The sequence below is a fragment of the Paraburkholderia dipogonis genome, from assembly GCF_042680985.1.
Taxonomy (GTDB): domain Bacteria; phylum Pseudomonadota; class Gammaproteobacteria; order Burkholderiales; family Burkholderiaceae; genus Paraburkholderia; species Paraburkholderia phytofirmans.
This window is the reverse complement of the sequence record NZ_JBHUFR010000038.1, coordinates 63,102-89,361: the sequence shown is the minus strand read 5'-3', so window position 1 is coordinate 89,361 and position 26,260 is coordinate 63,102. Positions and strand designations below refer to the sequence as shown.

The window sequence follows — 26,260 nt, the reverse complement described above, 5'->3', positions numbered from 1 at the left end:
GGATTTCTTTCCATGAAGATTCTCATACCCGTCAAGCGCGTGGTCGACGCGAACATAAAGGTCGGCGTGAAGTCCGATCAATCTGGCGTCGACATCGCCAACGTGAAGATGTCGATGAATCCGTTCGATGAAATCGCGGTTGAAGAAGCGGTACGTCTGAAGGAAGCGGGCGTGGCGACCGAAGTGATCGCCGTGTCGGCAGGCGTGACGCAGTCGCAGGAAACGCTGCGCACGGCGCTGGCCATCGGCGCGGATCGCGCGATCCTGATCGAGTCGGCGCAGGAACTGCAGCCGCTGGCCGTGGCCAAGCTGCTGAAGGCGCTGGTCGACAAGGAACAGCCTTCGCTGGTCATTCTCGGCAAGCAGGCTATCGACGACGATTCGAACCAGACTGGTCAGATGCTCGCTGCGCTGGCTGGCCTGCCGCAAGCGACGTTTGCATCCAAGGTTGTCGTCGCGGACGGCAAGGCAACCGTTTCGCGTGAAGTCGATGGCGGCGCTGAGACGCTGTCTTTAAAGCTGCCTGCTGTCGTCACGACCGACCTGCGCCTGAACGAGCCGCGCTATGTCACGCTGCCGAACATCATGAAGGCGAAGAAGAAGCCGCTGGAAGTCCTCAAGCCGGAAGACCTTGGCGTCGATGTCACGCCGCGCCTCAAGACGCTGAAGGTCGTCGAGCCGCCGAAGCGCTCCGCCGGTGTGAAGGTGCCGGATGTGAAGACGCTGGTTGAGAAGCTGAAGACCGAAGCCAAGGTGCTATGAGGGAGACAGAGCAAATGACGAATCTGGTAATTGCAGAACACGACAACGCGTCGATCAAGGCCGCGACGCTGAACACGATTGCCGCCGCACAGAAGATTGGTGGCGACGTTCACGTGCTGGTGGCGGGCCACAACGCACAAGCCGCGGCGGATGCGGCGGCGAAGATTGCAGGCGTGTCGAAGGTCCTGCTGGCCGACGCACCGCAACTCGAAGCGGGCCTTGCGGAAAACGTCGAGGCAACGGTGCTGAACGTCGCGAAGGACTACACGCACATCCTCGCGCCGGCAACGGCCTACGGCAAGAACATCACGCCGCGTATCGCTGCAAAACTCGACGTCGCGCAGATCAGCGACATCACAGCAGTGGATTCGGCTGATACTTTTGAACGTCCGATCTACGCCGGCAACGCAATCGCAACTGTGCAATCGGCTGACCCGATCAAGGTCATCACGGTTCGCACGACCGGTTTCGATGCAGTCGCGGCCGAAGGCGGCAGCGCAACGGTCGAGAAGATCGAAGCGGCAGCGGACAGCGGCATCTCGTCTTTCGTGAGCCGTGAAGTGACGAAGCTGGATCGTCCGGAACTGACGTCGGCGAAAGTGATCGTCTCGGGCGGCCGCGGTCTGGGCAACGGCGAAAACTACACCAAGGTCCTCGAACCGCTGGCGGACAAGCTGAACGCCGCGTTGGGCGCATCGCGTGCCGCAGTCGACGCAGGCTTCGTACCGAACGATTATCAGGTGGGACAAACCGGCAAGATCGTCGCACCGCAGTTGTATATCGCAGTCGGCATCTCGGGCGCGATCCAGCATCTGGCCGGGATGAAAGACAGCAAGGTGATCGTCGCAATCAACAAGGATCCCGAAGCACCGATCTTCAGCGTCGCCGATTACGGTCTGGTGGGCGATCTGTTTGCGCTGGTGCCAGAACTGATCAAGGAACTCTGACAGGGACGGTAGCGAGTGCCTGCCATGAAAGCACTTGCAGCTTGCCAGACTCTTCAATCATCGAGTGCGAAACAACATGAGTCGTGAGAATTCCGAATCTTTTGATGCCTGGGTCGGTCGCAGCGAAGAAGGTGCGGATCGCATTACCCAAGCGCCGATCCGCCTCCTGCAGGCCACGCTGGATTACGCGAATGCATCCGCGCCGCCCGCGATCCTGCCGCCGCTGTGGCACTGGCTGTACTTTCTGCCTGGCGAGCGCCTTTCCAACATCGGCTTCGACGGTCACCCGCAGCGCGGCGGCTTCCTGCCGCCGGTCAGGCTGCCGCGCCGCATGTGGGCCGGTGGACGGCTGCAGTTTCTGCATCCGCTGGCCGTTGATGCCCCCGTGCAGCGCCGATCCACGATCAAGAACGTCCAAAGCAAGTCCGGCCGCAGCGGTCACCTGGTCTTCGTGACCCTGCTGCACGAAATCAGCGATTCCGAGGGCGTGGCCATCCGCGAAGAGCAGGACATCGTGTATCGCGACGCACCTCCGCCCGTCGCAGCCGGTGCACCGGCGCCTCAAGCGGCACCGACGGACGAACAGTATTCGCGCATCATCACACCCGATCCCGTGCTGCTGATGCGCTTTTCCGCACTCACCTTCAATGGTCACCGGATCCATTACGACCGGCCCTACGCAAGACAGGAGGAAGGCTATCCTGGCCTGGTGGTGCATGGCCCGCTGATCGCCACGCTGCTCATGGAAGAGCTGCGCCGCACGCACCCCGACAGGACCATTCGCAGCTTCGAGTTCAAGGCTGTCAGCCCGCTGTTCGACACCGCTCCGTTCACGGTGAACGGCAAGCTCGAAGGTCATACCGCGCGCCTCTGGGCACGTGGCCCTCAAGGCCAGCTGGCCATGCAGGCCAGCACCGAACTGGAATAGAGACTCGATCATGCAAGCTCAAAAAGGCCCCCTGAGCGGGATGACCGTCATCACGCTCGAACACGCAATCGCCGCACCCTTCTGCACACGCCAGCTCGCCGACCTGGGCGCTCGCGTCATCAAGATAGAACGCCCCGGCGTAGGCGATTTCGCACGCGCTTACGATCACCGGACGCGCGGTATTGCGTCGCACTTCGTCTGGACCAACCGGTCGAAGGAAAGCCTCACGCTGGATCTGAAACAACCCGCAGCGCAGGAAGTGCTGGCAGAACTCGTGGCTCAGGCCGACGTGCTGGTGCAGAACCTGGCACCTGGTGCGGCCGCGCGCATGGGCCTGTCGTTCCAGGCGCTGCACGCCAGGCATCCCCGGCTCATCGTCTGCGACATCTCAGGCTACGGCGCCGACGGTCCTTACCGGGACAAGAAGGCCTACGATCTGCTGATCCAGAGCGAGGCAGCGTTCCTGTCGATCACGGGCACGTCTGACGAACCCAGCAAGGCCGGCAATTCGATCGCCGACATCGCGGCAGGCATGTATGCCTACTCGGGTATCCTCAGTGCGCTCCTGCAACGCAGCCTCACGGGCACAGGCTCCCATGTGGAAATTTCCATGCTCGAAGCCTTGGGCGAGTGGATGGGCTTTCCCATGTATTACGCCTACGACGGCCAACAGCCGCCAGGCCGTAATGGCGCGGCGCACGCAACCATCTATCCCTATGGCCCTTTCAAGGCGGGTGACGGCCGGGTGGTGATGCTGGGCCTGCAGAACGAGCGCGAGTGGAAGGTGTTCTGCGACACCGTGCTGCTCAACCCGGCACTCGCGACCGACCCGCGCTTCAACGCCAACGTGCGCCGGGTGGAACACCGTGCCGAACTGAAGGCCGCGATCGAACATGCTTTTTCCGGCCTCACGGCGCAGGAGGTGAGTGCCCGTCTGGACGAAGCGCAAATCGCCAACGCCGCCGTCAATCAGGTTGGCGATCTCTGGACGCACCCGCAACTTCATGCACGCCAGCGTTTTCGCACCATCGGTTCGCCCGCCGGCGAGTTGCAGGCGCTCCTGCCACCCGCCACGGTCGACAGTTTTGATGTCCGCATGGATCCGGTCCCCGCACTCGGCGAACACAGCGCGGCTATTCTGCGCGAACTTGGACGCACCGAGGCCGATATCGAACAGTTACGCGCCGCCGGCGTGGTCTGAACCATGTCTACGCCCCTCACTCCCGTGCATCATGCGCGCAGCCTGCTGTTCGTACCGGCTACCCGACCCGAGCGTTTCGCCAAAGCACTCGATTCTGCGGCCGACTGCATCATCATCGACCTCGAGGACGCCGTCGGCGCGGACGGGAAGGACAGCGCGCGCGCGCAACTCGCGCGGTGCCTTCCGCTGCTGACGTCCGAGCAACGATCGCGTACTGCCGTACGCGTGAACGCCGTCGGCACGCCTTGGCACGAACCGGACATCGCGCTGCTGCGTGGCTGGGCGAAGCAAGGCGTCACCGTGATGCTGCCCAAGTCTGAAGACGCGAGCGCGCTGCGCGGCGTCGCGGAACAGCTCGGCGCGGAAGCACACCTCGTGGCCCTGATCGAATCGCTCGCCGGGCTGGATTCGGCTGACGCGCTGGCAAGCGACCCTCAGGTTGTTCGCCTCGCCTTCGGCCACCTGGATTTCCAGCTCGACCTGGGCATGCGCGCATCGCCCGACGAACCGGAGCTGGCCTTGGCGCGTAATGCGCTCGTGGCCGCCTCACGCCGCGCCCGGCTGCCTGCACCGATCGATGGTGTGACCACCCGCACCGACGACATCGAACGTCTGATGGCCGACACCAGACGAGCACGCGCTTTTGGTTTCGGCGGCAAGCTGTGCATCCACCCAGCCCAGGTCGTCGGCGTGAACGAGGCAATGGGATATTCGCAGGACGAGCAGACTTGGGCGCAACGCGTGATCGAAGAAGCCGCGAAACACGGCGGTGCTGCCTTCAGCCTGGACGGCCGCATGGTCGATCTCCCGGTCATCCGCGCGGCCGAGACAATCGTCGCAAGCATGCAAAAGTAGTTGCCACCCGCACCTGAATCAGGTTTCACCCATGACAACGATGAACAAAGAAGACTTATTGGCCCAGTACGGTCCGCGCGAATCCATGCAGTATGACGTGGTGGTCGTAGGCGGTGGTCCTGGCGGGCTGGCCACAGCCATCCGCGTCAAGCAACTGGCGGCAGAGCAAGGCCGGGATATCTCGGTGGTGGTGCTCGAAAAAGGTTCCGAGCCTGGCGCGCACATTCTCTCGGGCGCCATCATGGACCCGCGAGCCCTCTCCGAACTCTTTCCGGACTGGGAGGCCCGTGGCGCACCGCTGAACCAGCCCGTCACCGAGGATGCCTATGTATTTCTCGGTGAAAAGTCGTCCGTGCGGGTGCCCAACCTGCTCCTGCCGCCCTTCGCGCACAACCGCGGCAACTACATCATCAGCCTGGGCGCGGTGACCAGGTGGATGGCCGAACAGGCAGAGTCGCTCGGCGTTGAGATCTTTCCCGGCTTTGCTGCGGAAGAAGTACTGTACAACGAGGACGGGGCGGTCAAGGGCGTTGCCACCGGTAACATGGGCGTCGGTAAGGATGGCACGCCCACGGAAAACTTCCAGCTCGGCATGGAACTGCATGCCAGGTACACGATTTTCGCCGAGGGCGCGCGCGGCCACCTGGGCAAACAGATCATCGAACGTTATCGCCTGGACGCGGAGCGCGACCCGCAAAGCTTCGGCCTCGGTATCAAGGAACTGTGGGAAATCGATCCCGCACGTCACAAGCCAGGTCTCGTCATGCACACGGCTGGTTGGCCGATGGACAACAAAACCTACGGCGGCGCGTTCCTGTACCACCTCGACGGCAGCAGAATGGCCGTCGGTTTCGTCACGGGCCTGGGCTATGCCAACCCCTACCTGAGCCCGTTCGAGGAATTCCAGCGCTGGAAGACCCATCCCGACATTCGCCGCTACTTCGAGAACGACAAGGGCGAGATTACGGCCCGGCGTTTGTCCTATGGCGCGCGCGCGATCAACGCGAGCGGCATCAGCGCGCTACCGAGGTTCATTTTTCCGGGCGGTGCACTGGTGGGATGCGATGCGGGCTTTCTCAACGTCAGCCGCATCAAGGGTAGCCACGCCGCCATCAAGACCGGCATGCTTGCAGGCGAAGCCGTCTACGCAGCCTTGGCGGCAGGTCGTCAGCACGACGAGCTCGAGACCTATCCCGAAGCCTTTGAAGCGAGCTGGCTGCACACCGAGTTGAAGAAGGACCGCAACTTCAAGAACTGGTTCAGGTACGGACTCAAGGTGGGCACGCTCATGAACGGCTTCGAGCAACTCGTACTGCGCGGCCGCATGCCCTGGACGTTGCACCGAAACAAGCCCGACCACGCGTACCTCAAGCCCGCCAGCGAGTGCTCGCCGATCGCCTATCCGAAACCCGACGGGAAACTGACTTTCGACCGCCTCTCCAGCGTGTTCATCAGCAATACCAACCACGAGGAAAATCAGCCCGCGCATCTGACGCTCAGGAACGACCGCGTGCCGGTGAGCATCAATCTGGCCAGGTATGCGGGACCCGAGGCGCGCTACTGCCCGGCGGGCGTCTACGAATTCGTGGACGACGATGCATCAGGCGACAAGCGACTGCAAATCAACGCGCAGAACTGCGTGCATTGCAAGACCTGCGACATTAAGGATCCGACGCAGAATATCGTATGGATCGCACCCGAAGGCGGAGGCGGACCCAACTATTCCGGCATGTAACGGGTGCTGGAAAAAGTGACGGGCGACGTCCGGTTGCTGGACGCCGCCCATCGCTTTGAAACGAGGGATGCTGGCGCCTCCCTCAGACGGGTTCCATGATCAGTGTTCGACGGCCCACATGCGGGTCAGCTCGGTGGCTTTCATGGTGGGGCTCAACTCACGCAGTGTAGCCAGCAGCTTCCGGGCGCGTTCGACACCCAGCACGTCTGCGGTCAGATCCATGAACTTTGCGTCCTGCTCATGCTCCGGCATCGGGTTCGTGTCGGTGCCGATCGGGTCCCCGACGAACACGTTTTCGGCATGGCCATCCTTGAACGTAACTGTCACGTCGGCCACGAACTTGCCCGGATATTGCTTCTCCAGCGCAGGTTCCTCGCTGATTCGGATGCTGCGGGCCATTTCGATGACGGGTGCCATGTCCACTTTGCCGGCCAGGTAGTCGCGGTGGACCGGGTAACCGTTGCCCTTGCCCAGCAGCGTGAATGCAGCCTGAATCGGCAAGCTGAACTGCACGTGTTCGATATTCTTGGGTTCGTAGGCATTGGCATTGGCCGTGCCGACAACGACGTTGAAGTGCGGCGTGATCTTCAGGTGCACGTCGGCGATTTCGTTCCGGCGCGGCGCGAACGGCCGCAATGCATCGATGTAGGCGTGTGTGCAGTAGCATGCGCAGTAGGCCTTCAGCCAGACCGTGCCGATTTCGAAGGGCCGGTCCATGACAAAGCGCCGTTCGGCCGCATCGCCGGCCGGGCGTTGCAGGAAGGTGCGGAACAAGCCCTTGTTGCCGCTCAGGAACGCACGCGGCCCCGTGATGCCGGCCCGAGCCATGTCCGCTGCTGCCATCCCGTTACGCGTGCCAATGCCGGCGTGAATGCGCTTGATGGAACCGCCCGTCGAGGTGTACTCAGTAGTACCCGATACATGGCTCAGCGCAATCGCCAGTGCGTGCAGCGTCGTTTCCGCATCGAATCCGCGCAGTTTGGCTGCCACGGCCGCAGCGCCGAAATTGGACAACGTTCCGTGCGGATGATAACCACGGTGCAGCAAGTCAGGCGCCGCCAGCATACCGATGCGCGCATAAACCTCGTAGCCGGCAACCATCGCGACAACGACGTCCTCGAGCGACGAACCGAGTTCCTCGCCGATCGCGAGCGCAGCCGGAATGACACAACTGCCGGGATGGCTGTAGCTGGGCCCGTGGGCGTCGTCGTACTCGAAACCGTGGCCGTACGAACCGTTGACAAACGCGGCGTCCGCGGCGCTCATGGTCAGATCCGACGCGCTCACGCGGCTGTTGCCCGGGCGCTGCTGGGCCGTCGCATACTTGAGCAGTTGCTCGGACCAGGGCAGCTTCGAGATACCGACCTGCAACGCAATCTGATCGCGCATCAACCGGTTGACGCCGGCATGCGCGTGGGCATCGAGATGCTCATACTTCAGCTCCTGGATGAAGCGCACCACCGCTTGCTCCAGCGGCGGGCAGTTGTCCGGCACAACGGGTCGGGTCTCGTGGGTGACGGTCATAGCAGTCTCCTTGGTAATCTAAAAGTGAATGACCCGGCACGTTGGCGGGCCACATCGATTCATGCGTGGCGATAGGAGCGGTGTTGCCGCCCCAACGAAAGCGCAATGCCGGCGGCAATCAATGCGACGACGGCCATCAGCAGCAGGGCTGCCGCGTAGCCGCCCGTTTTTTCCCTGGTCACACCCAGCAAGTACGGTCCGGCGAAGCCGCCCAGGTTGCCGACGGCACCGATCCACGCGATGCTGGCCGCCGCAGCCGCACCTGACAGCAGGTCGGTGTTGATCGCCCAGAACGCAGGCAACGCGCCAAACACCCCGAACGCCACCAGGCAGAAGAAAACGAGTTTGAGCGCCGGGGCGTCGATCAGGCCGGCACCAACCAGCGCCACCGATGCAATGAGTGCCGGAATCGCAATGTTCCAGCGCCGTTCCCCCGTTCGGTCGGAGCGACGCGCCCAGAACACCAGGCTCGCGGAGCCGATCACGTAAGGAATCGCCGTGACGAGGCCAGTCTGAGCATTGGTCAGGCCGAAGGACTTGACGATTTGCGGCAGGAAGAAGCCGATGCCGTAGATCGTGAGGAATAAGCCGAACGCCATGGCCGCGAGCATCCAAACGCGCTTGTCGCTGAACACCCGCGCCACCGGAATATCGTGAGTTTCTCGACGCCGATTGTCTTCGTTCGTCATGCGAGCGGTCAGCCATTCGCGTTCGTCTGCCTGCAGCCAGTGCGCGTCACGGGGCGAACCGTTCAGGTATCGCAAGGTCACAAAGCCCAGGATGACGGCAGGCGCGGCCTCGATGATGAACATCCACTGCCAGCCCTGCAGCCCAGCCAGCCCAGGCAGTCCCAGCAGCATGCCCGAGATGGGGGAGCCGATTACCGAGGACAGGGGCGCGGCCACCAGTAGATAGCCCATGACGCGAGCGCGGTACGCCGACGGGAACCACAGCGTGAGGCAATACGCGACACCAGGAAAGAAACCCGCTTCGGCGAGGCCCAGCAGCAGGCGTACAGCATAGAAGCTCCACGGGCCGACAACGAACGCCGTGGCACCCGAGATCAGCCCCCATGTAATCAGGATGCGGGCAATCCAGACGCGGGCGCCCACGCGCACCAGCAACAGGTTGGACGGCACTTCGAACAGGAAATAGAGCAGAAAGAACAGCCCCGATCCCAGACCGTACTGCGCAGGCGTCAGGCCGATAGCGTCATTCATCTGCAAACTGGCAAAGCCGACGTTCACCCGGTCCAGAAACGAGATGAAATAGCACACCATGAAAAACGGGACCAGGCGTCGAAATACCTTGCCCATGGTGACCTGCTCAAGCGAATGCATGTGGTCTCCTGAATCATTTTTTTGAGTCACGAAGGGACCCGAATCCTTCGTCACGAATGTCCGGATCTATCCGGGCATCAGGTCTCCGACGGTGCGAGCGGATCGAGCAGCACACTGGCCACATCGTCCATTTCGTCGAGGTGCAGAATGTCGTGGATCATCCTGTCGATGGTCTGCGTTGACAGGTCGATCACGGAATACGGCACGCAGAGCCTGAATTTGGCGATGAAGTCCTCTTCCGAAAACGGGTTTCGAGGATGGCCCTTCACGTAGGTGCACTCCTTCCTCAGTTCGCGCCCGTCGTGCAGGGTGACACTGAGACGCGCGCCCCAATCGGACACTTCGGGGTTCTCCTCGGCGGTGATGCGCGTCATCAGCTCGCGCACCTCGGGTCGGGTGCGCGCCTCTTCGCTGTATGACTCGAGAAATACCTTGTCGTCGAAGGCGGCGATCGCCACCACATAAGGCAGGCTGAACTGACACTCGGGCACCGTGACAGGATTCCACTTCTTTTCCTGTGGCTCGCACACCGCACGCCAACTCGGCGTGGATGTTTCGATGTGGATGCAGGCGATATCGGTCGCGCTGAACCCGTTTTCCTTCATCAGTTCGCGGATGCCGTCGATGGAGGAATGCGAGAAATAGCAGGCACTGTAACCCTTGGTGATGATGTTCTCCATCTCCCAACGGTCGCCCAATTCATGCAGGATGAAATCGGGATCGGTCTCCCAGCGTGCCGTAGCCAGATAGCCGTTTGGCCCAAGCAACACCTCCGCACGCGGGCCGGTAATGCCGCGCTGGGCGAGCTGGCAGCACGTGATCGCACCCTGGCTCACCAGCCCGTGATGCATGCGCACCATCAGCGTCGCCGGAGAATAAATGCCCATGGTGTTGGGTTGCGTCATGGTCCGCGCGATGCCCTGGGCGTTTTCCAGTTGCTCCTGGGTCAACTCCAGCAGCTTGCCTACGGCTGCAACGGCGCCGAAGATATAGTGGCCGCCGCATTCGTGGTGTTTGATCGCCCGGTTGATGACCTTGTACGCCGTGCCGAGCCGCACGAGGGTTTCCTGCCCTACCGCCATCGCAGCAAGAAACTCTTTGCCCGACACCTTGCCGCGCAGACCGGTGGCCGCCAGCAACGTCGGCACTATGTATTCGGTGACGTGGCCCGCTTCCTCGTGCAGATCGCCGCAATCCATCGCACGCGGCATAGGGCCCATGACGAGTGCCGCCTCATGGGCCGGCACTCGACCGCCGTAGAAAGGCAGCGGCGTCTGCGGGTTGCCGCCTCGCTCCTTCACGAGCGACACGATTTCGGGAATGCCCTCCATGGCTGAGCCTCCGATGGTGACGCCCATAGCGTCGAGCAAAGTTTGTCGAGCATGGCACACCACGTCGGCAGGCAGATCTGCAAATTGTGTTTGCAGTGCCATTCGGCATAGTGTGGCCATCGGATCTTCAATGCCCTGCCGGGCAAATGTCGCCATTTTTCAATCTCCTTTGCTTCACTGAGCCGCGTTGAAACCGTGACGCGGTATCCCTCAGATCGGCGACACGGGTTGCGCGCCGCCGCATACGTCAGAACAGAAACACGCCCTTGCCGCCCGCCTGACCGTCGAACAGCCGGTAGGCCTCGTCAGCCTGTTCCAGTTTCCAGTAGTCGGTGAACAGCTTGTCGACGTCCACGCCGTGATCCGCTACGAAATGAATGCAGTCGTTCATCCCGACTTCCGAAAAGGTGTAGGACCCGATGATGGTGCGCTGCTTGCCGATCACGTCCTTCATGCCGTCGACGTTGAGGTTGCCCCCTACGGCTACCAGCGCGATGCGCCCCCACGGACGCGTGCAACGCACGGCCTGCTGTTTGGGCACGTCGCCACCCGCGCAATCCATCGCACAGGTAACGCCCAGGCCACCGGTGAGCTTGAGGATTTCCTCGATGGGGTCCTGCTGGCTGCCGTCGATGACATGGGTCGCACCGAATTCCTTCGCGCGAGCGACCCGGTCCGCAGCGATATCGACGCCGATAACTTCCACGCCCATCGCCGCAGCCAATTGCACGGCCGAAAGACCGACCGGACCCAGGCCGAACACGGCAAGCGTGTCGCGCGCACTGATATCGAGGCGCAGAAGCGCGCCCCAGGCCGTTCCGGTACCGCAGGAAATGGCGGCACCGGCGGCGTACGATACTTCGTCGGGCAGGTGGACCAGCGACGTCACGGGCACCTTCATGTAGTGCGCGTGACCGCCATGCTTGATCACCCCGTGAATATCCGCGCCATGGCTGCACATCTGTGTCCAGCCGGTACGGCAGTGGTCGCAATGCAGGCAACCTTCATAGTGAAACACCGCGACGCGATCCCCGACCTTGAAGGCGCGCGGGTCGACGGCCGAACCGACGGCGACGATCCGGCCGCAAGGCTCATGACCGCCGATGATGGGCGTGTCCTCCGACATGCCGCGCGACGCCAGATCCTTAAAGCCCAGCGACCTGATCACGTCGGCCGGCTTGTTGCGATAGAAGTGCAGGTCGCTGCCGCACATGCCCGACGCCTTCATCTCAATGACGGCATCGCCGGGGCCGGGTGTCGGATCCTCAAAATCCAGGATATCAAGCTTCTTGCCGCCTCTGAAAACTACGCCTTTCATGTTTGTCTCTCCTGACTGCCAGGGAATGGTGTCGAACAGCGAGCGCCTGACGGCTCAAACCAGATTGATATAGGTGGCCTTTGGGTACAGGAAGCTCTCGACGTGTTCTTTCCCGCCCTTCCATCCGTAGCCGCTCATCTTCGTGCCGCCGAAACCCACGGCTGGATCGATCACGCCATAGCAGTTGACCCAGACAGTGCCCGAGCGAATGCCCTGCGATACCCGGTGCGCCGTCGAAAGGCTGCTTGTCCACACGCCGCCGGCGAGACCGTACGGCGTATCGTTCGCCAGTTGCAGCGCCTCCTCCATCGTGTCGAACGGAATCACCGAAGCCACAGGGCCGAAGATTTCTTCCCGGGCGATGGTCATGTTGTTGCGAACATCGGCAAACACCGTGGGCTCGACGTAAAAACCCTTGGCCAAATCGCCGCCGAGGCGCTGACCGCCGTGCACGAGCCGAGCCTCCTTGCCGCCGATGTCCACGTAATGCATCACGCGATCGAGCTGACGCCGTGAGATGAGCGGGCCGATCTGGGTATCCGGTTCACGACCGTCGCCGATCCTGATGGTCTTCGCGAATGCCGCGATGCGTTGCACGAACTCGTCGTGGATTGAGCGCTGCACGAAGATGCGCGTGCCGGCCACGCAAACCTGGCCGGTGTTGGTGAACACGCCCATTGCCGCGCCGGGCACGGCCTTGTCCAGATCGGCATCGGCGAACACGATGTCGGGAGACTTGCCCCCGAGTTCGAGTTGGAGACGCTTCAAGTTTCCGGCCGAGGCGCGCACGATGGCCTGCGCGGTGCCCACCGAGCCCGTGAAGGCCACCCGGTCCACATCGTGGTGCTCGGCCAACGCCTGACCCACGTCCTTGCCATAGCCCGTGACGACGTTGATCACACCCTCGGGGACGCCAGCTTCCATCATCAGCCCGGACACGCGCAGCGACGACAGCGAGGCATCCTCGGCCGGCTTGAGCACAGCCGTACAGCCCGTGGCCAAAGCAGGGCCGTAGATCCACCACAACCCCATCAGCGGGCCGTTCCACGGGATGATGCCGCCGACCACGCCCACGGGCATCAACTGCTTGAGCGCCGTGAACCCGGAAGCGATTGACATCGGCGGGGTTTCTACCGCACCGGCACCGGTTTGCGATGCGTAGAACTGCAGCAGCTGCGACAGCCATTCCTTGTAGCCGCGCGTGCGTGCCAGCGGCGCGCCCATGTCGAGCGTTTCGATCAACGCGAGTTCGTCGAAGTGATCCAGAATGGCATCGTGAACGCGCAGCAGAAGCTTGCGCCGCTCGTGCGGCGTGAAGCGGCTCCAAGGTCCCTCGAACGCGCGGCGCGCAGCCGCCACGGCCCGATCCACGTCCTGTGTGTTGCCCTGCGCGATATGGCACAGCACCTCACCCGTGGCAGGATTGATGGCTTCGATATAATCGCCGCTGCTCGGCTCGACCCACTGCCCACCGATCAACAGTTTTTTGTTGCCCTGCTGCACGAACTCAGGAAGCGTCATGCTCACTGAAGTCTCCTTTGATTATGTCCGGATATCGGAAATCACATGCGGAGCATGATCGATTTGGTCTGGGTGTAGGCCTCGATCGATTCCTGGCCAAATTCGCGCCCCCAGCCCGATTGCTTGTATCCGCCGAAGGCCATGGCCGGATCTGATTCGCCGAAGGTGTTGATCCACAGGCGCCCTGCCTTGAGTGCGCGCACCACCTTGTGGGCACGCGCGACATCGCGCGTCCATACCGCAGCCGAGAGGCCGTAGGCGGTCTCGTTGGCCTGCAGCACGGCGTCGTCCTCATCCTTGAACGGGATAATCGAAAGAACGGGACCGAAGATCTCCTCCTGCGCGATCCGCATACCGTTGCGCACGTTGTCGAACACCGTGGGCTCCACGAAGTAGCCGGTGCCACTCCAGGCCTCGCCGCCAAGCCGCAACGTAGCGCCGCCCTCCTGACCCACGCCGATGTACGACCAGACACGATCGCGCTGCTTCGCCGAAATCAGCGGGCCGAGCTTCGTGTCGGAGGCAAACGGATCGCCTACCTTCCAGGAAGCAGCGACCTGCGCCACACGCTCCGCCACCTCCTCGTGGATGCTCTGCTGGACGAACAGGCGCGTACCGGCCGAGCAGACCTGACCCGAGTTGCCGCAAAAAGTCTTTACGGCCGTCTGCACGGCCTTTTCGATGTCGGCGTCAGCGAACACCACATTAGGCGCCTTCCCGCCGAGTTCCAGCGTCACCTTCTTGAGGTTCAGGGTGGCGTCGCGCGTGATCTGCTTGCCGACGGCCGTTGAACCCGTGAAGGCGATCTTGTCCACGCCCAGGTGCTGGGCCAATGCAGCGCCCGCTGTCGGGCCGAAACCGGGCAACACGTTGATGACGCCAGGCGGCAGATCCGTTTCCAGGATCAGTTCCGCCAGACGAATGGAGGTCAGGCACGCCAGTTCGGCTGGCTTGAGGATGACCGTATTGCCGCAGCACAGCGCGTTGGCGAACTTGATGGCGGCCATCAGAATCGGCACGTTCCATGGGATGATCTGGCCACATACGCCAAGCGGTTCGCGCAGCGTATAGATCAGCGTGCTGCCATCCGACGGAATCGTGGTGCCCAGCACCTTGGAACACCAGCCCGCGTAGTAGCGAACGATGTCCACCGTGGCCGTCACCGCCGCCTGCGCGAACCACAGCGGCATTCCGTTGTCGAGCGATTCGATGGCAGCCAGTTCGTCGATATTCTGCTCGATCTTATCTGCGATCTTCAGCAGCGCGCGCGTCCGGGCGTGAGGCGACAAAGCCGACCAGGACGGCGCTTCGAAAGCCTCGCGCGCCGCGGTTACGGCGGCGTCGACGTCGGCGTGGTCCGCCTCGGCCACGTGGCAAAGCAGTTGTTCGGTCGCGGGGTTGATCGTCTCAAACGTTTTGCCCGAGGCTGCATCGACCCAGCGCCCGCCGATGAGCAGGCGCTTCGTCCCTTGGTTGATCCACGCGAGTGCCTTCGCGCGAGCGGCTTGCGCGGCGTCGGTTACAGTAGTCATGAAAACTCCATGTGAAATGACGTTGTGCGTCAGGCCAGCGCAACGTCGACCCGAGTCGACAACACCGCGCTCAGCGGATTAGCGCGACGCACCTCCGGATTGAAGTCGGCAGGCGTGACACATAGAAACAGCGTGCGTCCATCTGCGCCACCCAACGCGCAGGCATAGCAGTTACGGTCACCGGTCTGGATCTCCTCGAGAATCTTTCCGCCGGGCGCCACGCGCAAAACACGCGTCTTTGTGAAATCGGCGACCCAGATCGCGCCCTCGGCATCGACCTGCGAGATGCCGTCCGGCGCTACGACGATTTCGGCCATTGACTGGATCACGTCTTCGTTCAGCGGCATCGGTCCGAACTTCGCCCAGTCGCGGCGCTCTGACAGCGAACCGTCGGCATGGATGTCGAAGGCCGACATGCGATTGCCCCAGGACTCGGACACGACCAGCGTGCGTCCGTCGATGACCGTGGCGCCGTTAGCAAAGTGCAACGGCTCGCTCACCATCGTGACCGTGCCGTCCGGATCGACGCGGGCGAGCCGCCCTGGACGACGCGGTGCGAGCTTCATCACATCGAAACCCAGATTGCCGACCCAGACACGGCCTTGCGCGTCCACCACCATGTCGTTGGGTTCGAATTCGAGGTGCGGAAACAGATCGGCATGAAGGACCACGGAGCCGTCGTGCTCGCGCCGCAACAAAGCGCGGTCGTGCATGGACACAACAATCAAACGCCCGTCAGGCAACCAGCCGATGCCGGACGGGCATTGGGGAACATGCATTTCCTCAAGCAGATCGCTGCCGTCCTCCCGAATCGAATACACCCGCTCGGTATACAGGTCGCTAAACCAGAAACGCCCGTCGTGCCAGCGCGCGGCCTCGGTATGTGTCATGCCATCGAGAAGTTTGGTAAGCTGTCTCATTTTACCGTTTGTTAGTTAGATTGACAGGTGCATCCAGATTGACGCGAGTTCTCCGACTGCTTACGACTGCGGCAGCCGGGCTGACGGAAAATCGGCTTGACGCTTGCCGCGCAATGCGGCGAGTCCCTCCTTGACGTCCGTACCCAGGAAACACAGCATCTCAAGTGCGAGCGAGTTGTCGAATACCGGACCCGCCAGGCGCATCCAATTGTTGAGCGACTTCTTGGTCGCACGGATCGCAGTCTGGCTACCGCGCGCCAGGTTGGCGGCAATCGCCAGCGATCGAGGGAGCACTTCGACGCGCGGCGTGCAAAAGCTGACCAGACCGATCCGTTCGGCTTCCTTACCATCCACGAAATCCGCCGTCATCAGGTAATACTTGGCCTTGGCCATGCCGCATAACAGGGGCCAGACAATGGCCGCGTGATCCCCTGCAGAAACGCCCAATCGCGCATGTCCGTCGGTCAGTTTCGCGTCTTCCGCCATCACGCTTACGTCCGCAAGCAAAGCCACAACGAGGCCCGCGCCAACAGCCGTGCCGTTGATGGCGGAGATGATGGGTTTGTCGCAGCCGAGCATGTTGTAAACGATGTCGGAAGCCTCTTTCATCACGCGCAGGGTTGCCTCCTGACTGCCCGACATTTCTTCCACCACGGACAGATCACCGCCGGCCGAGAAGGCTCGATCACCTGCCCCAGTCACCACAACCACCTTGACGCTGGGGTCCTCGCCGATCACGCCCCAGACCTTGGTCAGTTCCCAATGCATCCGATTGTTCGTCGCATTCATAACCTCCGGACGATTGAGTGTGACAAGCAAGACGCCGTCCGGCTGGCGATCGAACAAAAGGAACTGAAAGTCGTCGTATTTCATGCGTGGTCCGGAGATTTCTTTGAGCGGCGGGCGACATGCCACGCGCCCGCCAATGGAATGAACCTGCTTTGATTCGCGGCCCCCGGAGAAACGGAAAATGTCGTCGAGGCTTTGCCGCACCTAACTAACACTTGTTATTCTATTTTTCCTATCCAGAATTCCCATCCGGGAATCCCCGTATACCTGCGCGCCGGGTCATCGAGCGCTACAGCAGGATTTTCAAAGAGCGGAACGTTTTGAACGCAGACATTGCGTACGACGGCACGCGCATGACTAAATAGCCCGAATTTGCGTACGGCCACAATTGCACGGCGCAACTTCTCACAGACTGACTATCGGCGGGGGCTTTCGTGAACGAACAGGCAGGCCGTGTTGCACTGGTAACGGGGGCGGCAAGAGGCATTGGAAAAGCCATCTCTATGCACCTCGCCAAAGAAGGTGCGCATGTACTCGTCACCGACATCGACGCAGACGCCGCGGCACGAACGGTCGCCGAAATGAAGGCGCGCGGCCTCTCTGCTGACGCGGTGACACTCGATGTCACCGACTCGCGTGCCGAGCGCAGCATGGTCGACGAATTGCACGCGAATCACGGTCGTATCGACATCCTGGTGAGCAATGCGGGCGCGGGAAAAGCCAAGCCGTTCCTGGATGTAACGGAAGCCGAGTTGGCGTTCCAGATGTCGTTGAATTTCTCCGGCGTCTACGCCATCGCACAGGCCTGTGCCCAGAAGATGCGTGCGGCAGGCTATGGGCGCGTCGTTCTGGTGTCGTCCGTCACGGGGCTCGCCGGGCCGATCGACCTGTCGGCATACGGCTCGATGAAAGCTGGCCAGTTCGGCCTGATGCGTGCGATGGCGCTCGAACTCGCCGAGCACGGCATCACGACCAATGCGGTCGCGCCCGGTCCGATCGATACCGAATTGCTTCGTGCGGCATGGGCTGACGACATGATCGCGGATGCCGCTGACCGGATCCCGCTGCGCCGGATTGGCAAGCCCGAGGACGTTGCCTACGCGGTCGGATTCCTGGCGTCACCGCAGGCCTCGTTCCTCAACGGGGTCACGATCGCGGTCGACGGCGGATTTACCGCCGCAGGTGGTTACATGTCCGAGATCTACCGGCGGAGAAAGATGCAGAAGGACGCGCATCCCGAGCATTCCTCATGCTAACGGCAAGCGGTCGTTTCAACATCTGGAGGAATATCGCATGAGCACGAAATCCGTAGATGAATCACAGCGCGACTGGATGATCCATTCGCGCATCAAAGGCCTGGTTGCGCTGGTCGTTGGCGCTGGCAGCGGGATGGGCGAAGCCAGCGCGAAAACCTTCGCGGCAAACGGCGGGCTCGTGGCCGTGGCCGATCTGCGTGCTGACCAGGCCGAGCGTGTCGCCAAGCAGATCAAACGACAAGACGGAAATGCAATCTCGTTCGGTCTCGACGTCTCGAAACAGGCGGACATCGACGCGGCGATCGGCAAAACGATCGCGCACTTTGGCAAGCTCGACGTCGTGATCAACACTGCGGCACTCGTCCGTTCCGCGATGCTCGAAGATGTGTCGATCGACGAGTGGCGCAGCGGGTTCCAGGTCAACGTGGATGGGGCGCTCATGCTCGCTCGCAGTGCGCTTCCCCATCTGAAGAAGAGCTCGCACGCGGCCATCGTGAACACCGCCTCTCTGGCTGGCGTGCACGGATATTCTCAGGGCGGCGCCTATGGCCCCAGCAAAGCGGCACTCATCACGCTTAGCCGTCAAATGGCCCACGAGTGGGCGTCATACGGCGTGCGTGTCAACGTCGTATTGCCCGGTGTCATCGATACACCCATGGCACGCGGCTCGGTACCTCAGGAAATCCTCGACCAACTCGCGAACGTACTGCCGATGAGCCGCGTGGGCCAGCCTGGCGAGGTCGCTGATCTCATCGTGTACCTGGCATCTCCGGCCGCCGGCTATATCACCGCCCAGTCGATCGCGTGCGACGGCGGCATGTCTCACATGATGTTTGCAAAGCCCATGGGGAAATCGGCGGCCTGAGTCAAAGGCGTGGCGTCAGGATGATGCGGCCAGTTCCGCCTTGCGGCGGCCGCGCCGGGATTTCGTAGCAGGACTCACGCCTTCGAAGAACATCGTGCTGAGTTGGTCCGCGACCTTGTCCAGCGACCCCTTCTTCGGATCAAACCAGGTCTGGACGGAATTGATGCAGCCAAGAACGAATACACGGCACAGCGCGATGTCCACGTCTTCGCGCACCAGCCCCTCGGCACGCAAGTCATCGAACACCGCGGTCCAAAGCTGCTGATGCCGCTCGCGCCGCTTGATCTGGCGCTCCCGTACCTTGTCCGGAAGCTGGGTCAACAGCCTGCCGTGCGCCAGTGCATAGTCGCCGAACTTGATCAGCGCGCTCATCTGCCCGACCAGCGCAGCCTTGAAGCGCGCTTCTGCTGTCGCGTTAGGCGGCAATGCGTCGAAGTGCTCCTTGATGTGCTGCACGATGCTATCCGCACCGTGCTCCATGACGACGTCGACCAACTCTTCTTTCGACGAAAAGTGATAGTAGATGCTTGCCGCCTCAATCCCTGCCTGATCCGCGATGAAACGCATCGTCGTCGCGGCATATCCCTGCGTCGCAAAAGAGCGCGCCGCAAGCCGCAGCAAGGTTTCACGGGTATCCGCATTGGGGTTTACATTTTTCTTTCGCACGTTTGTGTCTATCAGCCGTGACTGTTGTCGAGAACGCCGCCATGCGGCACAAAACTAATGTTTGAGAGGGTATCCCATTTTCATGACGTGGGCCAGCGAACTGAGTCGCCGTCGGCAGGACGCCCCCCAGACGTTAAGGCTCGCAGTCTACGTCGCTCAGGATAGTAGACAGGGTGTTTGCCGCGGCCTTCAATTCAGGCGTCACGCGCTGGCGGATCGACGTCATGTCCGGCTCCAGTTCCACTGCTCCGCAATTCAGTGCCATCAACGTGCGGGTTCGACCAACCACGATCGGCAACGCAATGCCATATGCATTGCGTTGATATTCGCCAACCGACATGCATACCCCCGACCGCTTCAAGTCCTCGAACGCGGCGTCGAGGTTCTCACGGACCGTGTCTGCATCGTCTCCGGCTGCTTCAAGCAACTCGGCAATCAACGACTCGCGCTGCGCGTCCGGCAGCCCATACAGATAGGCGCGCCCCACTGCGGTCGATTCCATCGGCAACAGTGAACCAACGCCAAGGCGCAGCGTGGCGATCCTGGCGCTCGCACGCCAGGCGATGTACACCATGTCGAGTCGATGAGGCACCGCGAGCGCAACCGACAGGTTCAGCTTGTCGGCAAGCTTCTGCATCACTGGCGTGACTAGGCGCGTGACGGGATTCGCTTCAAGATACGCGTGACCGATGCTCAACGCGCCGGCGCTGAGTTCGAACTGACGCCCGCCGCCCACTCTGCGCAGATAGCCGATCAAGATCAGTGTCGTTGTCAGACGGGATACCGTGGCCTTTGGGAGGCCGGTGCGCCTCACCAGTTCCGCGTTGGACAAGGGTGCGCGGGCCGCACGGAACGCATGGAGTACCTCGAGCCCGCGTTCGACAGTCAGTGTGACGCCCTTTTGCATGTCGGTCCTGTTCATGTTCGCATCAGTCGACGACGACTGCCTGCTCCTGCAGGTGATGCGCCGCCGCCACCAGTCGTGGCCCGAGTTCCCGTTCGACCCGCGCCCGCCCCAGCCGGGCGCTACGCCCGATACAGGCAAGTACCAGCGGCGTGTGGTCCTGGACTACCAGAGGCACGGCGAGAATCGTCAGGTCGGGCTCCCATTCGCCCAACGACATGCAATAACCGACGTTATGCACCTGTGAAATACCTTCGCTGATCCGCCGGCGCAGATTAGGCCAGTCGCGTCCCGTTTTACGTTCGATGTTGCCGAGCAGGTAGAAGCGTTCGAGTTCAGGTAATGCAGCCAGCAAAGCCCAGCCCATCGGCGACGACGCGATGCGCAGGCGCGTTCCCGCGTGCAGTTTGAGATCGACCGATGCCGGCTTGCTCGCACACGTTTCCAGGACGATCACGTCGAGACGATCTCGTGTGCCGAGCATCACATACGTTTCGTTCGCATTCGCAAACGCCTGCATTTCCAGTCGTGCAAGCAGTTGAACGTTGGAATGGGCGATCGCGGCGTACCCGAGCGACAGCACGGGTGCCGCCAGTCGATACTTGCGGCGCTGCGGCGAATAATGAAGATATCCGAGCGCAACGAGCGAGCGCACCATCCGCGAAATCGTTGGTGCTGGGATGTCCGTTTCGTTCGCAAGTTCCTGGTTGCCGAGCCACGGCTCGTGCGGCGAAAACGCGGCCAGTATCGCCAGACTTCGCGCCAGCGGAACGACCATTGCCCCGGATGCATGCCCGCCGTCCGGACTTTGACTGCCCCCGATCGACGCATCGTGCCCATTCGCGTCTCCCTGCCCCGATAAAGGCCGCGCTGTCCAGTTTGCCTGCGGTGACATCGATTGCTCCATTTGTCTCGATTTGGCTCTGGAAACGGCCATAAACTGCCCTGATACGGATCGTTCACAGCGGAGCTGTCGCGCATGGCGGCAACACTCGCAACATGAGCCCATCCGATGCTTTGCATTACACGAGCCAATCGGGAACGAGTCAATTGTAGCGCGATCTTGTTCCGTACATTGAAAGTTAGATCAGGGACGAAATTAGGGATTTCTAGTGCGAAATGGCTCTCTCCCGGAAACTTCGACACGGGACGCATGCATCAATAGCAGCCAAAGTACGGAACATGGAGCCGCTCGGGCGTTACCGTAGCCCTGGATCGTTAGTGATTGAATGAAGCTGGCCGACATGTTCGCCATATCAGCCCACACTTGCTGTCGACGATCAGTCGCGATGCTCGAAAAGCGGCGCGTGATCCATCCAGTCGTAGTGAGCACTGCTTTCCGCCCATGCCCAGTTCACGCGATCGCGTCGTACGCCGTTCGAGTCCGATCCCATGAGAGATTCTTCGACATCCGTCGCGTCTTCGCTCAACGCTCGATCTTCACCGCACCGCTGTACTTCGGTGCATTTTCTGATGTTGGTCATATCATCACCACACTGGCGGTTTATTGAGCGTCGCGGATCATGTTGCGTGCGATCACCAGTTGCTGAATCTGGGTCGTACCTTCATAGATGCGGAACAGGCGCACATCACGGTAGAAGCGCTCGATGCCGTACTCGGCCATGTAGCCGGCACCACCGAAAATCTGCACCGCGCGGTCAGCGACACGACCGCACATCTCGGACGCAAACAGTTTCGCGCAGGATGCCTCCGTACTGACGGGAAGCCGGGCGTCGCGCCGACGCGCGGCATCCACTACCATGCAGCGGGCTGCATAGATTTCCGCCTTGCTGTCGGCCAGCATGGCCTGCACAAGCTGAAAGTCGGCGATGGGCTGGCCGAACTGCTTGCGCTCCATCGCATACGACAGCGCCATCGACAACATGCGTTCGGCCACGGCCACACATACCGCGGCAATGTGGATGCGGCCCTTGTCCAATACTTTCATTGCGGTCTTAAAACCCTGGCCTTCCTTTCCGCCGATCAGGTTGGCAGCCGGCACGCGCACGTCCTCGAAGATCACGTCGCAGGTATGGGCGCCCTTCTGTCCCATTTTCTTGTCGCGTTTGCCGAAGCTGATGCCGGGCGTTTGCGCGTCCACGATAAATGCAGAGATGCCTCCCGAGCCTTTCTCGTCCGGATTGGTGCGAGCCATCAACGTAAAGATGCCCGCATGAGGTGCGTTCGTGATGAAACGCTTGGTACCGTTGACCACGTAGTCGTCGCCGTCCTTGACGGCGGTCGTACGGAGCGAGGCCGCATCCGAGCCGGCTTCCGGTTCGGTCAGCGCAAAAGACGCGATCAGTTCACCGGTTGCAAGGCGCGGCAGGTACTTCTCCTGTTGCTCGGGAGTGCCATCGAACAGGATGCCCTGCGAACCGATGCCAACGGTCGTGCCCAGCAGCGAGCGAAATACCGGCGACGCGCGGCACAACTCGAACACCGCCAGCACCTCCTCCTCCATGGTCAGTTCCAGCCCGCCGAAACGCTCGGGAATGGTGAGGCCGAACAAGCCCATGGCCTTCATGTCGGCGACGATTTCGTCGGGAATTTCGTCGGTTTCGGCAACCAGCTCCTCGTTCGGCACGAGCCGCTCGCGCACGAATCGGGCGATGGAATCGAGCAGGCCGTTGAGCGTTTCTTGATCGCGAATCATGTCGGTACGCCTGAAAAGGTGGAGAAAACGACGAGATGCTGCGCCGACGGCCAGCACTAAACAATCGCTTTGCCGAAAATGTTCCGTAGATTGAAATCGTTTGGGCAAGGCTGGTATTGATGCCGACGACACAGGCGGCGAAGGCATCTACCAAGGTACGGAACAAAGTCCCTTGATCCGTTGACCCGCAATCGGCGCAGCTCCATCGTATGAACTCGAATCAACTGCTGCCACGTACGCCATGTCGCTCCAACCCGATCGTTTGCTATCCCGTCGCTTTCCGCCCATTGAGCATGTGTACTCGCTGCGCGATACCCAGCTTTACGCGCTTGGCCTGGGTCTCGGAACCAATCCGCTCGATGCGGGGCAATTGCGGTACGTCTACGAAGGCAAGGAGGGCCAGTCGTTGCGAGCGCTGCCAACCATGGCGAACGTGCTCGCCTACCCGGGTTTCTGGGCACGTGAGCCCGACACAGGTATCACCTGGCAAAAGATTCTGCACGCCGAGCAGGAAATCAGGATTCATGCGCCATTGCCGGCTAGCGGCCGCGTCAAGGGCACGACACGCATCACCGGGCTGTGGGACAAAGGAGAGAACAAAGGTGCGTTTCTCCAGCAGACGCGTGACATCACCGATGCCGAAACAGGCCGGCTACTCGCCACCGTCGTGCAACTGAGCTTGTTGCGTGCCGACGGCGGTTTCGGTAAAGGCGGCAGCGCCGAAGCATTGCCGACACCTCACGCGATGCCGGATGGAGCGCCGGACCATGTGTGCGAGCTGACTACGCCGGCGCAACTGGCACTGATCTATCGCTTGAGCGGTGACCTGAATCCGTTGCATGCAGATCCCGCTGTCGCCACGGCAGCGGGATTTCCTCGCCCGATTCTGCACGGCATGGCCTTGATGGGTGTGGCCGCGCATGCGGTCCTGAGAACCGTACTGGCCTACGACGACACGCGCTTTGCGGGCATGCGCGTGAGATTCACCGCGCCGGCATGGCCCGGCGACACGTTGAGTACCGAGATGTGGGTACGTGACGGCACGGTTTCACTGCGCGTCACGGCCGTGGAGCGCAACGTGGTGGTTTTGACTAATGCGCGGGTCGATCTGCGCTGATCGCAATTATTCAGGAGACACAAATGGATCTGGGTTTGACCGGCAAAGTTGCCATCGTTACCGGCTCGGCTCGCGGTTTGGGCGCCGCCACCGCGCGCCGGCTCGCGCAGGAAGGTGCCAGCGTCGTCATCACCGATATCAACGCCGAACTGGCGCAAACCACGGCCAAGGGATTGCAGGATGACGGCCTGGCAGCGCATTGCATCGTGGGCGACATCACCCGGGAAGCCGACGTGCAGCGGCTTGTCGACGAAACGGTCGCACACTTCGGCGGCGTACACATTCTGGTGAACAACGCCGGCGCGCCGCGCGACAAGTACCTGGTGAAGATGAGCGAAGACGACTGGGATTTCGTCATGACCGTGATGCTCAAGGGCGCATTCCTCGCCGCCCGGGCTGTCATGCCGCACTTCATCGAACAAGGCTGGGGCCGGCTGATCAACATCAGCTCGCGCGCGCATCTGGGCAACCCCACGCAGGCCAACTACTCCGCAGCGAAGGCCGGCCTCATCGGCATGGCCAAGGCGCTGTCGATGGAGGAAGGCCGATACGGCGTCACCTCGAACTGCGTGGCGCCCGGCTTCATGGAAACAGAAATGGTGCAGGCGCTCCCGACCTACGAAACGATCAAGGAGCGCGCAGTGGCTGCCCAACCGATCAAACGTGTCGGTCGTCCGGAAGACATTGCCGACGCGGTGGCCTTCCTGGCCAGTGAGCGCGCCGGCTTTATCAGCGGCGAAGTGCTGCACGTCACCGGCGGGCGCTACGGCTGACCTGGTGGCGGCAAAAAATGGGCGATAGCTGCCAGCTCGTAACAGGCGAGCGATGGCGGCAGAATATTGATGACATTCAAGAGGCATTCGAAATGAAACGAGCAGCCATCGTCTCCCCGCTGCGCACCCCAGTGGGCGCGTTCGGTGGAACGTTGAAAGGCGTTCCCGTCGAGGAACTCGGCGCCACCGTCGCGCGAGCCATTGTGGACCGTACCGGACTCGATCCCGCGCGCATCGACGACGTCGTGTTCGCGCAGAGCTATGCGAGCGGCGAGACCCCGTGCACCGGGCGCTGGGTGGCGCTGCAGGCAGGCTTCCCCGTTGAAGTGGCCGGCATGCAGCTGGACCGCCGTTGCGGCGGCGGCGTCCAGGCGCTGGCCACAGCAGCGATGATGGTGCAGACCGGCGCTGCTGACGTGGTGATGGCAGGCGGCGTCGAAAGCATGAGCAACGTCGAGTTCTATACCACCGACATGCGCTGGGGCAAGCGTGCGGGTTCGGTCACGATGCACGACCGGCTCGACCGGGGCCGTGAGCGTTCGCAGCCGGAAAGCCGCTTCGGCCGCATCAGTGGCATGATCGAAACCGCCGAGACGCTGGCGCGCGAGTACGACATCACGCGCGACGCCTCCGATCGCTTCGCCGCGCGCAGCCACCAGCTCGCCGCCGCCGCGCAGCAAGCCGGCTATTTCGACGCCGAGATCGTTCCTGTGTCCGTCCCGCAGCGCAAGGGCGATGCGCTGCTCGTCAAGCAGGATGAAGGCGTGCGAGGCGAAACGACGCCGGAGAGCCTGGCCCGGCTGCGCACCATCACGAAAGATGGAGTCGTCACTGCCGGCAATGCCTGCCAGCAGAACGATGCCGCCGCCGCCTGCCTTATCGTGGCCGAGGATAAGCTCGACGAACTGGGTCTCACGCCGATGGGCTGGCTTGTCGGCTGGGCTGCCGCCGGCTGCGACCCCGCGCGTATGGGGATCGGCCCCGTGCCGGCCGTGCAAAAACTGCTGGCACGAACCGGCCTGAAGTTCGACCAGATGGACCTGATCGAACTCAACGAAGCCTTCGCGTGCCAGGCGCTGGCCTGCGTCAAGGGCTGGGGCAGCTCCATGGATGCGCTGGCCGACAAGCTCAACGTGAACGGCTCGGGTATCTCGCTGGGCCACCCCGTTGGCGCGACCGGCGTACGCATCATGAGTACGCTTCTGCATGAAATGCAGCGCCGCAAGGCCCGCTACGGACTCGAGACGATGTGCATAGGCGGCGGCCAGGGCATCGCGATGATTTTCGAACGCGCCGCATGAGACATATAAGGCAGGAGAC

24 protein-coding genes are annotated in these 26,260 nt (G+C 62.0%); 11 read left to right on the top strand and 13 right to left on the bottom strand.

Annotated features, from left to right (window positions below; all coding sequences use genetic code 11):
* The first annotated feature begins 12 nt into the window (after nucleotides 1-12).
* The 6 genes from ACFSNN_RS37915 (at nucleotide 13) to ACFSNN_RS37890 (ending at nucleotide 6,428) form a co-directional block, all read left to right on the top strand.
* Nucleotides 13-762 carry an electron transfer flavoprotein subunit beta/FixA family protein gene (locus ACFSNN_RS37915; RefSeq protein ID WP_134458542.1) on the top strand — a complete coding sequence of 250 codons (750 nt, stop codon included), beginning with the start codon at nucleotides 13-15 and terminating at the stop codon, nucleotides 760-762.
* Between the two features lie 14 nt (nucleotides 763-776).
* A complete protein-coding gene (locus ACFSNN_RS37910) occupies nucleotides 777-1,709 on the top strand; it encodes an electron transfer flavoprotein subunit alpha/FixB family protein (protein ID WP_134458540.1) in 933 nt (310 codons plus the stop codon).
* Between the two features lie 76 nt (nucleotides 1,710-1,785).
* Nucleotides 1,786-2,637 (top strand): HTD2 family dehydratase, encoded by an 852-nt coding sequence (locus tag ACFSNN_RS37905; RefSeq protein ID WP_134458538.1) that lies wholly within the window; start codon nucleotides 1,786-1,788, stop codon nucleotides 2,635-2,637.
* A gap of 10 nt (nucleotides 2,638-2,647) precedes the next feature.
* Nucleotides 2,648-3,838, top strand: coding sequence for a CaiB/BaiF CoA transferase family protein (locus ACFSNN_RS37900; protein WP_134458536.1), 1,191 nt, complete (start codon nucleotides 2,648-2,650; stop codon nucleotides 3,836-3,838).
* Nucleotides 3,839-3,841: 3 nt separating this feature from the next.
* Nucleotides 3,842-4,693, top strand: a complete 852-nt coding sequence (locus tag ACFSNN_RS37895; protein WP_134458534.1) for an HpcH/HpaI aldolase/citrate lyase family protein — start codon at nucleotides 3,842-3,844, stop codon at nucleotides 4,691-4,693.
* A 40-nt stretch (nucleotides 4,694-4,733) separates the two neighbouring features.
* Nucleotides 4,734-6,428 carry an electron transfer flavoprotein-ubiquinone oxidoreductase gene (locus ACFSNN_RS37890; protein WP_134459156.1) on the top strand — a complete coding sequence of 565 codons (1,695 nt, stop codon included), beginning with the start codon at nucleotides 4,734-4,736 and terminating at the stop codon, nucleotides 6,426-6,428.
* Nucleotides 6,429-6,527: 99 nt separating this feature from the next.
* Here ACFSNN_RS37890 and ACFSNN_RS37885 read toward each other — a convergent pair whose 3' ends face one another.
* The 8 genes from ACFSNN_RS37885 to ACFSNN_RS37850 all read right to left on the bottom strand — a co-directional run bounded on the left by ACFSNN_RS37885 (nucleotide 6,528) and on the right by ACFSNN_RS37850 (nucleotide 16,787).
* Nucleotides 6,528-7,952 (bottom strand): MmgE/PrpD family protein, encoded by a 1,425-nt coding sequence (locus tag ACFSNN_RS37885; RefSeq protein ID WP_377688817.1) that lies wholly within the window; start codon nucleotides 7,950-7,952, stop codon nucleotides 6,528-6,530.
* Nucleotides 7,953-8,011: 59 nt separating this feature from the next.
* Nucleotides 8,012-9,292 carry an MFS transporter gene (locus tag ACFSNN_RS37880; RefSeq protein ID WP_134458532.1) on the bottom strand — a complete coding sequence of 427 codons (1,281 nt, stop codon included), beginning with the start codon at nucleotides 9,290-9,292 and terminating at the stop codon, nucleotides 8,012-8,014.
* A gap of 77 nt (nucleotides 9,293-9,369) precedes the next feature.
* The gene (locus tag ACFSNN_RS37875; protein WP_134458530.1) at nucleotides 9,370-10,779 is read right to left on the bottom strand and encodes an MmgE/PrpD family protein; all 1,410 of its coding nucleotides are present in this window, start codon (nucleotides 10,777-10,779) and stop codon (nucleotides 9,370-9,372) included.
* Nucleotides 10,780-10,870: 91 nt separating this feature from the next.
* Nucleotides 10,871-11,941, bottom strand: a complete 1,071-nt coding sequence (locus ACFSNN_RS37870; protein ID WP_134458528.1) for a zinc-dependent alcohol dehydrogenase family protein — start codon at nucleotides 11,939-11,941, stop codon at nucleotides 10,871-10,873.
* A 54-nt stretch (nucleotides 11,942-11,995) separates the two neighbouring features.
* A complete protein-coding gene (locus ACFSNN_RS37865) occupies nucleotides 11,996-13,462 on the bottom strand; it encodes an aldehyde dehydrogenase family protein (RefSeq protein WP_134459154.1) in 1,467 nt (488 codons plus the stop codon).
* A 41-nt stretch (nucleotides 13,463-13,503) separates the two neighbouring features.
* Nucleotides 13,504-14,994 (bottom strand): aldehyde dehydrogenase family protein, encoded by a 1,491-nt coding sequence (locus tag ACFSNN_RS37860; protein WP_134458526.1) that lies wholly within the window; start codon nucleotides 14,992-14,994, stop codon nucleotides 13,504-13,506.
* Nucleotides 14,995-15,023: 29 nt separating this feature from the next.
* Nucleotides 15,024-15,914, bottom strand: a complete 891-nt coding sequence (locus tag ACFSNN_RS37855; protein WP_134458522.1) for an SMP-30/gluconolactonase/LRE family protein — start codon at nucleotides 15,912-15,914, stop codon at nucleotides 15,024-15,026.
* Between the two features lie 60 nt (nucleotides 15,915-15,974).
* A complete protein-coding gene (locus tag ACFSNN_RS37850) occupies nucleotides 15,975-16,787 on the bottom strand; it encodes an enoyl-CoA hydratase/isomerase family protein (protein WP_134458520.1) in 813 nt (270 codons plus the stop codon).
* Nucleotides 16,788-17,137: 350 nt separating this feature from the next.
* Between ACFSNN_RS37850 and ACFSNN_RS37845 the strand changes: the two genes are divergently transcribed.
* Complete coding sequence (locus ACFSNN_RS37845) at nucleotides 17,138-17,959, top strand: SDR family NAD(P)-dependent oxidoreductase (protein WP_134458518.1); 822 nt, start codon at nucleotides 17,138-17,140, stop codon at nucleotides 17,957-17,959.
* A gap of 37 nt (nucleotides 17,960-17,996) precedes the next feature.
* Nucleotides 17,997-18,824 (top strand): SDR family NAD(P)-dependent oxidoreductase, encoded by an 828-nt coding sequence (locus ACFSNN_RS37840; RefSeq protein ID WP_134458516.1) that lies wholly within the window; start codon nucleotides 17,997-17,999, stop codon nucleotides 18,822-18,824.
* A 15-nt stretch (nucleotides 18,825-18,839) separates the two neighbouring features.
* Here the strand turns inward: ACFSNN_RS37840 and ACFSNN_RS37835 are convergent, their stop codons facing one another.
* The 5 genes from ACFSNN_RS37835 to ACFSNN_RS37815 form a co-directional block, all read right to left on the bottom strand.
* The gene (locus ACFSNN_RS37835; protein WP_166799284.1) at nucleotides 18,840-19,490 is read right to left on the bottom strand and encodes a TetR/AcrR family transcriptional regulator; all 651 of its coding nucleotides are present in this window, start codon (nucleotides 19,488-19,490) and stop codon (nucleotides 18,840-18,842) included.
* A gap of 133 nt (nucleotides 19,491-19,623) precedes the next feature.
* Complete coding sequence (locus ACFSNN_RS37830) at nucleotides 19,624-20,412, bottom strand: IclR family transcriptional regulator (RefSeq protein WP_134458514.1); 789 nt, start codon at nucleotides 20,410-20,412, stop codon at nucleotides 19,624-19,626.
* A gap of 7 nt (nucleotides 20,413-20,419) precedes the next feature.
* The gene (locus ACFSNN_RS37825) at nucleotides 20,420-21,289 is read right to left on the bottom strand and encodes an IclR family transcriptional regulator (RefSeq protein ID WP_134458512.1); all 870 of its coding nucleotides are present in this window, start codon (nucleotides 21,287-21,289) and stop codon (nucleotides 20,420-20,422) included.
* A gap of 385 nt (nucleotides 21,290-21,674) precedes the next feature.
* Nucleotides 21,675-21,878: a hypothetical protein gene (locus ACFSNN_RS37820; RefSeq protein WP_134458510.1), complete on the bottom strand. Its 204-nt coding sequence runs from the start codon at nucleotides 21,876-21,878 to the stop codon at nucleotides 21,675-21,677.
* A gap of 20 nt (nucleotides 21,879-21,898) precedes the next feature.
* The gene (locus tag ACFSNN_RS37815; RefSeq protein ID WP_134458508.1) at nucleotides 21,899-23,050 is read right to left on the bottom strand and encodes an acyl-CoA dehydrogenase family protein; all 1,152 of its coding nucleotides are present in this window, start codon (nucleotides 23,048-23,050) and stop codon (nucleotides 21,899-21,901) included.
* A 241-nt stretch (nucleotides 23,051-23,291) separates the two neighbouring features.
* On the opposite strand from ACFSNN_RS37815, the gene ACFSNN_RS37810 reads away from it, so the two are divergent.
* From ACFSNN_RS37810 to ACFSNN_RS37800, 3 genes are all read left to right on the top strand, one after another.
* The gene (locus ACFSNN_RS37810) at nucleotides 23,292-24,167 is read left to right on the top strand and encodes a MaoC/PaaZ C-terminal domain-containing protein (RefSeq protein ID WP_134458506.1); all 876 of its coding nucleotides are present in this window, start codon (nucleotides 23,292-23,294) and stop codon (nucleotides 24,165-24,167) included.
* Nucleotides 24,168-24,190: 23 nt separating this feature from the next.
* A complete protein-coding gene (locus tag ACFSNN_RS37805) occupies nucleotides 24,191-24,940 on the top strand; it encodes an SDR family NAD(P)-dependent oxidoreductase (RefSeq protein WP_134458504.1) in 750 nt (249 codons plus the stop codon).
* Nucleotides 24,941-25,032: 92 nt separating this feature from the next.
* Nucleotides 25,033-26,241, top strand: a complete 1,209-nt coding sequence (locus tag ACFSNN_RS37800) for an acetyl-CoA C-acetyltransferase (protein ID WP_134458502.1) — start codon at nucleotides 25,033-25,035, stop codon at nucleotides 26,239-26,241.
* The last annotated feature ends 19 nt before the right edge of the window (nucleotides 26,242-26,260 follow it).

Excerpts from the sequence above, each read along its gene's own strand:
- ACFSNN_RS37815 (WP_134458508.1), bottom strand. The coding sequence starts at position 23,050 with ATGATTCGCGATCAAGAAACGCTCAACGGCCTGCTCGATTCCATCGCC.
- ACFSNN_RS37830 (WP_134458514.1), bottom strand. The coding sequence starts at position 20,412 with ATGAACAGGACCGACATGCAAAAGGGCGTCACACTGACTGTCGAACGC.
- ACFSNN_RS37855 (WP_134458522.1), bottom strand. The coding sequence starts at position 15,914 with ATGAGACAGCTTACCAAACTTCTCGATGGCATGACACATACCGAGGCC.
- ACFSNN_RS37875 (WP_134458530.1), bottom strand. The coding sequence starts at position 10,779 with ATGGCGACATTTGCCCGGCAGGGCATTGAAGATCCGATGGCCACACTA.
- ACFSNN_RS37900 (WP_134458536.1), top strand. The coding sequence starts at position 2,648 with ATGCAAGCTCAAAAAGGCCCCCTGAGCGGGATGACCGTCATCACGCTC.
- ACFSNN_RS37865 (WP_134459154.1), bottom strand. The coding sequence starts at position 13,462 with ATGACGCTTCCTGAGTTCGTGCAGCAGGGCAACAAAAAACTGTTGATC.
- ACFSNN_RS37870 (WP_134458528.1), bottom strand. The coding sequence starts at position 11,941 with ATGAAAGGCGTAGTTTTCAGAGGCGGCAAGAAGCTTGATATCCTGGAT.
- ACFSNN_RS37800 (WP_134458502.1), top strand. The coding sequence starts at position 25,033 with ATGAAACGAGCAGCCATCGTCTCCCCGCTGCGCACCCCAGTGGGCGCG.
- ACFSNN_RS37880 (WP_134458532.1), bottom strand. The coding sequence starts at position 9,292 with ATGCATTCGCTTGAGCAGGTCACCATGGGCAAGGTATTTCGACGCCTG.
- ACFSNN_RS37860 (WP_134458526.1), bottom strand. The coding sequence starts at position 14,994 with ATGACTACTGTAACCGACGCCGCGCAAGCCGCTCGCGCGAAGGCACTC.
- ACFSNN_RS37915 (WP_134458542.1), top strand. The coding sequence starts at position 13 with ATGAAGATTCTCATACCCGTCAAGCGCGTGGTCGACGCGAACATAAAG.
- ACFSNN_RS37850 (WP_134458520.1), bottom strand. The coding sequence starts at position 16,787 with ATGAAATACGACGACTTTCAGTTCCTTTTGTTCGATCGCCAGCCGGAC.
- ACFSNN_RS37825 (WP_134458512.1), bottom strand. The coding sequence starts at position 21,289 with ATGTCACCGCAGGCAAACTGGACAGCGCGGCCTTTATCGGGGCAGGGA.
- ACFSNN_RS37810 (WP_134458506.1), top strand. The coding sequence starts at position 23,292 with ATGTCGCTCCAACCCGATCGTTTGCTATCCCGTCGCTTTCCGCCCATT.
- ACFSNN_RS37910 (WP_134458540.1), top strand. The coding sequence starts at position 777 with ATGACGAATCTGGTAATTGCAGAACACGACAACGCGTCGATCAAGGCC.
- ACFSNN_RS37820 (WP_134458510.1), bottom strand. The coding sequence starts at position 21,878 with ATGACCAACATCAGAAAATGCACCGAAGTACAGCGGTGCGGTGAAGAT.
- ACFSNN_RS37905 (WP_134458538.1), top strand. The coding sequence starts at position 1,786 with ATGAGTCGTGAGAATTCCGAATCTTTTGATGCCTGGGTCGGTCGCAGC.
- ACFSNN_RS37890 (WP_134459156.1), top strand. The coding sequence starts at position 4,734 with ATGAACAAAGAAGACTTATTGGCCCAGTACGGTCCGCGCGAATCCATG.
- ACFSNN_RS37805 (WP_134458504.1), top strand. The coding sequence starts at position 24,191 with ATGGATCTGGGTTTGACCGGCAAAGTTGCCATCGTTACCGGCTCGGCT.
- ACFSNN_RS37895 (WP_134458534.1), top strand. The coding sequence starts at position 3,842 with ATGTCTACGCCCCTCACTCCCGTGCATCATGCGCGCAGCCTGCTGTTC.
- ACFSNN_RS37840 (WP_134458516.1), top strand. The coding sequence starts at position 17,997 with ATGAGCACGAAATCCGTAGATGAATCACAGCGCGACTGGATGATCCAT.
- ACFSNN_RS37885 (WP_377688817.1), bottom strand. The coding sequence starts at position 7,952 with ATGACCGTCACCCACGAGACCCGACCCGTTGTGCCGGACAACTGCCCG.